Origin of the sequence: Xanthovirga aplysinae (assembly GCF_009711365.1) — a bacterium.
Classification (GTDB): domain Bacteria; phylum Bacteroidota; class Bacteroidia; order Cytophagales; family Cyclobacteriaceae; genus Xanthovirga; species Xanthovirga aplysinae.
On record NZ_SMMB01000929.1, the window covers coordinates 1 to 5,548 of the forward strand.

Consider the following 5,548-nt stretch of genomic DNA (forward strand, 5'->3'; position numbering starts at 1 on the left):
TGAATGAATTAAGTATTTGAATGAGGACATTTATTGGTAGGAGTGAAAAATTTAAGAATGGTGTTTTGTTTAGCTTCAAATTATTATTGAAAATTTAAATGGTCAATTTAACTATCAGGTATGCTGTTTTGGCTATAGCTAAATGCCTTCATGAACTTAATGAAAGAAGGGGATGAATATTGATGAAATAAAGGAGGAAGCCTTAGCCGCTAAGGCTGACAATAGAAAATTTTTTCAACGATTGAGAAAAAAGAAGACTTCATATCTCGATAATGTTGTACATCGGATTCATCAGCAGGTTTTTGAGGAGATTAATTGTCTTGAATGTGCCAATTGTTGTAAAACAACTAGTCCTATATTTTACAAAGGGGATATCGAAAGAATGGCCCGTGCCTTAAAAATGAAATACTCTGAATTTATTGATGAATATTTACATCAAGATGATGAGGGGGATTATGTTTTGAATGAGGCACCTTGTCCTTTTTTGGCAGACGATAATACTTGTATTGTATATGAAAGCCGACCAACTGCATGTAGGGAATATCCTCATACAAATAGGAAGCGTTTTTATCAAATATTAAATCTTACCCTTAAAAATACTGAGATATGTCCTGCTGTTTTTGAGATAGTTAAAAAAATGAAAGATGAAAAGGATCTAATTTAAATAGATGAAATTAAAAAAAAGCCCTTGAAATTATTTCTAGGGCTTTTTTTCAAAACGTCTAATCTAATTATGTCTAAAATAAATTTAGTCGTTTTTTCCAATACAATTTAAATCCTCAAAAGCCTGCTTTAGACGGTTTACGAAAGATTTTTCTCCTTCTCTCAACCAAACTCTCGGATCATAAAATTTCTTGTTAGGCTTATCTTCTCCCTCTGGGTTCCCAATTTGTGTTTGCAAATAATCCTTTTTGGCATCAAAGTAATTTCTTACCCCTTCCAGAAAAGCCCACTGCATATCTGTATCGATGTTCATTTTGATAGCACCATAACCAATCGCCTCTCTGATTTCTTCTTGGCTTGAACCTGATCCTCCGTGGAATACAAAGTTCACTGGGTTTTCACCTGTATTGAATTTCTCTTGAATGAAATCCTGGGAATTTTTTAGAATGATTGGTTTTAATTCCACGTTTCCTGGTTTATACACTCCATGAACATTTCCGAAGGCAGCTGCAATAGTGAATTGGTCACTGATTTTGTTTAACTCTTCGTAAGCGTAAGCGACTTCTTCAGGTTGTGTATATAGACGGGAACTGTCGATATCCGTATTATCTACTCCATCTTCTTCTCCTCCGGTAACTCCTAGTTCAATTTCCAGTGTCATCCCTAAGGGAGCCATTTTTTCTAAATATTTTTTGCAGGTATCGATATTTTCATCTATTGGCTCTTCAGAAAGATCAATCATGTGCGAGCTGAACAAAGGTCTGCCAAATTGCTGATAGTGTTTCTCGCTTGCCTCCAAAAGTCCATCAATCCAAGGTAACAGCTTTCTGGCAGCATGGTCAGTATGCAAAACGACTGGTACCCCATATCTTTCCGCCATTAGGTGGACATGCTGTGCTCCTGAAATACCTCCAGCGATGGCTGCCTCTTGTCCCTCATTGCTCAAACCTTTACCAGCAAAAAAACTTGCTCCTCCATTAGAAAACTGAATGATTACAGGGGAATTCAGGTCACGTGCAGTTTCTAGTACGGCATTAACGGAATCAGTACCAATTACATTGACTGCCGGAATAGCAAAGTTGTTTTTATTGGCATAATTGAAAAGTTCCTGCACTTCTTTACCAAAAAGTACACCTGGTCGGAATTTGGTTTTGATCTCGCTCATTTTGAATTGCGTATTTTACGGATTATAAATTTTTATTAAAGCCTATGGTTTGAGAGGCTAAATTTTAATTTTCGGCAATTTAATAATAATAGTAGTATATTCCTCAAAAGGGCCTCAATTTTGAATAGAAAACGTTTTCGAAGGAAGTTTTTCTCTACAAGTTAATCTCTAGGCTAAAAAGAAATTGAGAATTTTTTTGTGTTTTTTTGGATGTATATTTTCTCAGTAAACGTTAGCGGAAACGTTAAAGTGCTATCCTTTGCTTTTATCGTTATTGTTTTTCAACGGTAATCTCATTTGCATAGCCTAAAGAATTAATTCTGATTTTTAAAATTGTTTCAGTATTGTTAGGATCTCCAGATGGACATTTTTGGGAAGGGGAAATATAATAAATGTAAAATTTTTGTGATTTGCTGTACAGCTCAAGATTGTCTGGCTTTCCTAAAAATGCAATAACTTCTTTCTCACTAGCTTTTAAAAGTTGATCCTTATTCTCTAGAATTTGTGGTAACATCTTTATTCGGATTCCTGAGCATCCCAATGGATCTTTTTTCCAATCACTGGAACTTACCCCTTGAATGGATCTTTTGGAGGAGCACGATGTTATTAAGATTAATGCCATTAAAAAAAAACAGTTGGCATTTTTGAAATAAAGTTTCATAAGTTGTTTAGGTAGTTATTTATGCTGCAAAAATACATTTTGTAGTTTGAGATAAAAGTAGAGATTTAAATTATCATTCTTTCCCTTTGTTTTGTTTATTGTTCTTTCTGTTTATCCCTTTAAATTTTTCTGTGAGGAAAATGGTATTAACTACTTTGATTACAGAACATAAACTTTGGATACCCAAAGTCACCCCTTTCCACAATTCACTTTTAAGTCTTCACTCTTCAATCATCATTGAAAATTGTGCTATATTGCGGCGATTTTACGAAGGATTGTGGTTGAAATTCTTAAGTTAAGTACTTGTAAGAATAAGATTTTAATTAGCTAACAGAGTTATATGGAGGTGGTAAGTAAATTAATAAGCCGTTCCTGGGCTTTTTCATTTTTGATTTTTTTGGGAGTTTTTCTTTACGTTTATGCAGCTTTGCCTAATCAAGTGGCTCTTTTTACTCCCCGAGGTAGTTTTCAAACGATTTTTATTGATCGCTCCCTTTTCTTTTATTCTGGCATCTCTATTTTTATAGTCTGGAATGCCTTGTTTTATGTTTTAAGGGGGATGTTAGGGCAATTGCCAGTAAGAGAAACTTCTTTTTTTAAGTCAGAGTCTTTCAAGATAAAGATTTTAAACTGGCTTATTAGCTTTGCTTTGGTTGTAAATGTCTTTTTTGTTTTTACTGTTTCTTTGGTGGGGATTTTTAATAGAACTTCTGCGGAGGAATTTACTCGTTTTTCTCCCTTTATCTATGTCGGCCCTGTTTTAATGGCGATATGGTTAGTTGCATTGGTAGTTATTCTTGCAAAAAGAAAGTAAAGAGCCCTCTAGGGGTGATTCTTCTAATATTGCTTTTGAAAATTAGATAAGAAAAGATTAGTTTTAAGCTTGTTTAACAGGGTTTTCTGTTTGAACAAGCTTTTTTTATGATTGAAATTTAAAATTTGACTTTTAACTTTCCGTTTTCAATTCATTAGAAAGATGATATAGTGGACAGCTACCAAGTTTTTTAAATTAATGTTCTTTTAGTAACTCTTTATAATGATTTTAACCTTTTTTGAGACAGAAAAGGAACTCCTAAACTGTTCAATGGCTTTGCTTGAAATGGGCGGGGAGGGGGAATAACTTTTTTAATAGATGTGTTTTTAAATTTGGAATCTAAAAATCATTTGTAAATTTAAAGTTTGGCAAAAACCTGAACCCTTGTTCAAAGGGTTTTTGAAGAAAATAAAGGGCTTGTATGGCAACAAATAATAGCAACAATAAAATCAATAACTATAATGAAGATAGTATCCGGTCATTAGACTGGAAAGAGCACATCCGCCTTCGCCCGGGAATGTATATTGGAAAGCTTGGGGATGGTTCTGCTCCCGATGATGGAATTTATGTTTTGGTAAAGGAAGTCATTGACAATTGTATTGATGAGCACGTGATGGGCTTTGGTAAAAATATACAGGTTCGAGTTACCGATCACCGAGTGGAGGTGAGAGATTACGGACGTGGTATTCCTCTTGGAAAGGTAGTTGAATGTGTTTCTAAAATTAATACAGGGGGTAAATACGATTCTAAGGCTTTCCAGAAATCCGTGGGGTTGAATGGTGTAGGTACCAAGGCCGTGAATGCTTTGTCAGCCTTCTTTAAAGTTCAATCTTTTAGGGACGGAAAGAGTAAACTGGCTGAATTCGAGCGGGGTAAGCTAAGCTTGGAAAAAGATCTGAAAACGGAGGAAAAAGACGGTACACTAATTGTATTTGAACCAGATAGTAGCATATTTAAGAACTTCCATTTTATTCCTGGGTATCTAGAGAATCAAATCTGGAATTATGCTTATTTGAATGCTGGTTTAAGCATTAACTTTAATGGAAAACGCTATCATTCCAAAAATGGATTGTTGGATTTGTTAGCCTCCAAAACTGAAGAAGAAAATATAAGATATCCTATTATCCATTTAGGAGGGGAGGATATAGAAATTTCTTTTACCCATGCTAATCAGTACGGAGAAGAGTATTATTCCTTTGTAAACGGACAGTTTACAACTCAGGGGGGAACTCACTTGGCTGCTTATCGGGAAGCCTTGGTGAAAACCATGAGGGATTTTTATAAGAAGAATTTTGATGCTACAGATATCCGGGCATCTATTGTGGGTGCCATTTCCGTAAGGGTTCAAGAACCTGTCTTCGAATCTCAAACAAAGACCAAGTTAGGCTCTCAATCTGTGGGACCGGACGGACCCACACTAAGGACTTTTGTGAATGATTTTGTTACCAAAGCATTGGATAATTTTCTTCATAAAAATCCGGATACCGCAGATGCCATCCTGAAGCGTATTTTACAGTCTGAAAGGGAAAGAAAGGAGATTGCCGGGGTTAAGAAATTAGCTAATGAGAGGGCAAAAAAGGCCAATTTGCACAATAAAAAACTCCGCGATTGTCGGCTGCACTATAATGATAAAAAAGGTGACAGAAGGGGAGAAACAATGATTTTCATCACAGAGGGAGATTCCGCAAGTGGTTCTATTACCAAATCGAGGGATGTGCAAACACAGGCAGTTTTTAGTTTGAGAGGAAAGCCTTTAAACTCTTTCGGCCTCACTAAAAAGGTAGTGTATGAAAATGAGGAGTTTAATTTGTTGCAACATGCCCTTAATATTGAAGATGGAATTGAGGGGTTGCGTTACAATAAGATAATTATAGCTACCGATGCCGATGTGGATGGTATGCATATTCGTTTATTGCTTTTGACCTTCTTTCTGCAGTTTTTCCCTGATTTGGTGAAAGCAGGAAAGGTTTTTATTTTGGAAACTCCACTTTTTAGAGTTAGAAATAAGAAACAGACAGTTTACTGTTATAGCGAACAGGAAAAGTTAAATGCGGTAGAAAAATTGGGTGCAAAGCCAGAGATTACCCGATTTAAAGGTTTAGGGGAGATTTCTCCTGATGAATTTGGTGGTTTTATAGGTGATGATATTCGATTGGAACCCGTTATTCTTAAAAAGGATTCAAGTATTCAACAATTGCTAACTTTTTACATGGGAAAAAACACTCCAAAACGCCAGGGTTTTATT

At 35.5% G+C, this 5,548-nt stretch carries 5 protein-coding genes; 3 read left to right on the top strand and 2 right to left on the bottom strand.

Going from position 1 to position 5,548, the window contains the following annotated elements:
* Nucleotides 1-172: 172 nt before the first annotated feature.
* Nucleotides 173-664, top strand: a complete 492-nt coding sequence (locus tag E1171_RS08310) for a YkgJ family cysteine cluster protein (RefSeq protein ID WP_155205545.1) — start codon at nucleotides 173-175, stop codon at nucleotides 662-664.
* Nucleotides 665-748: 84 nt separating this feature from the next.
* On the opposite strand, the gene fbaA is transcribed toward E1171_RS08310, so the two are convergent.
* Together fbaA and E1171_RS08320 are read right to left on the bottom strand one after the other, a co-directional pair.
* Nucleotides 749-1,828, bottom strand: a complete 1,080-nt coding sequence (fbaA, locus tag E1171_RS08315) for a class II fructose-bisphosphate aldolase (RefSeq protein ID WP_155205546.1) — start codon at nucleotides 1,826-1,828, stop codon at nucleotides 749-751.
* A 271-nt stretch (nucleotides 1,829-2,099) separates the two neighbouring features.
* A complete protein-coding gene (locus tag E1171_RS08320; protein ID WP_155205547.1) occupies nucleotides 2,100-2,342 on the bottom strand; it encodes a hypothetical protein in 243 nt (80 codons plus the stop codon).
* A 487-nt stretch (nucleotides 2,343-2,829) separates the two neighbouring features.
* Between E1171_RS08320 and E1171_RS08325 the strand changes: the two genes are divergently transcribed.
* Both E1171_RS08325 and E1171_RS08330 read left to right on the top strand, forming a co-directional pair.
* Complete coding sequence (locus tag E1171_RS08325; protein WP_155205548.1) at nucleotides 2,830-3,303, top strand: hypothetical protein; 474 nt, start codon at nucleotides 2,830-2,832, stop codon at nucleotides 3,301-3,303.
* A 421-nt stretch (nucleotides 3,304-3,724) separates the two neighbouring features.
* Nucleotides 3,725-5,548 (top strand): DNA topoisomerase IV subunit B (locus tag E1171_RS08330; protein WP_155205549.1); only part of this gene is annotated, 1,824 nt, incomplete at its 3' end.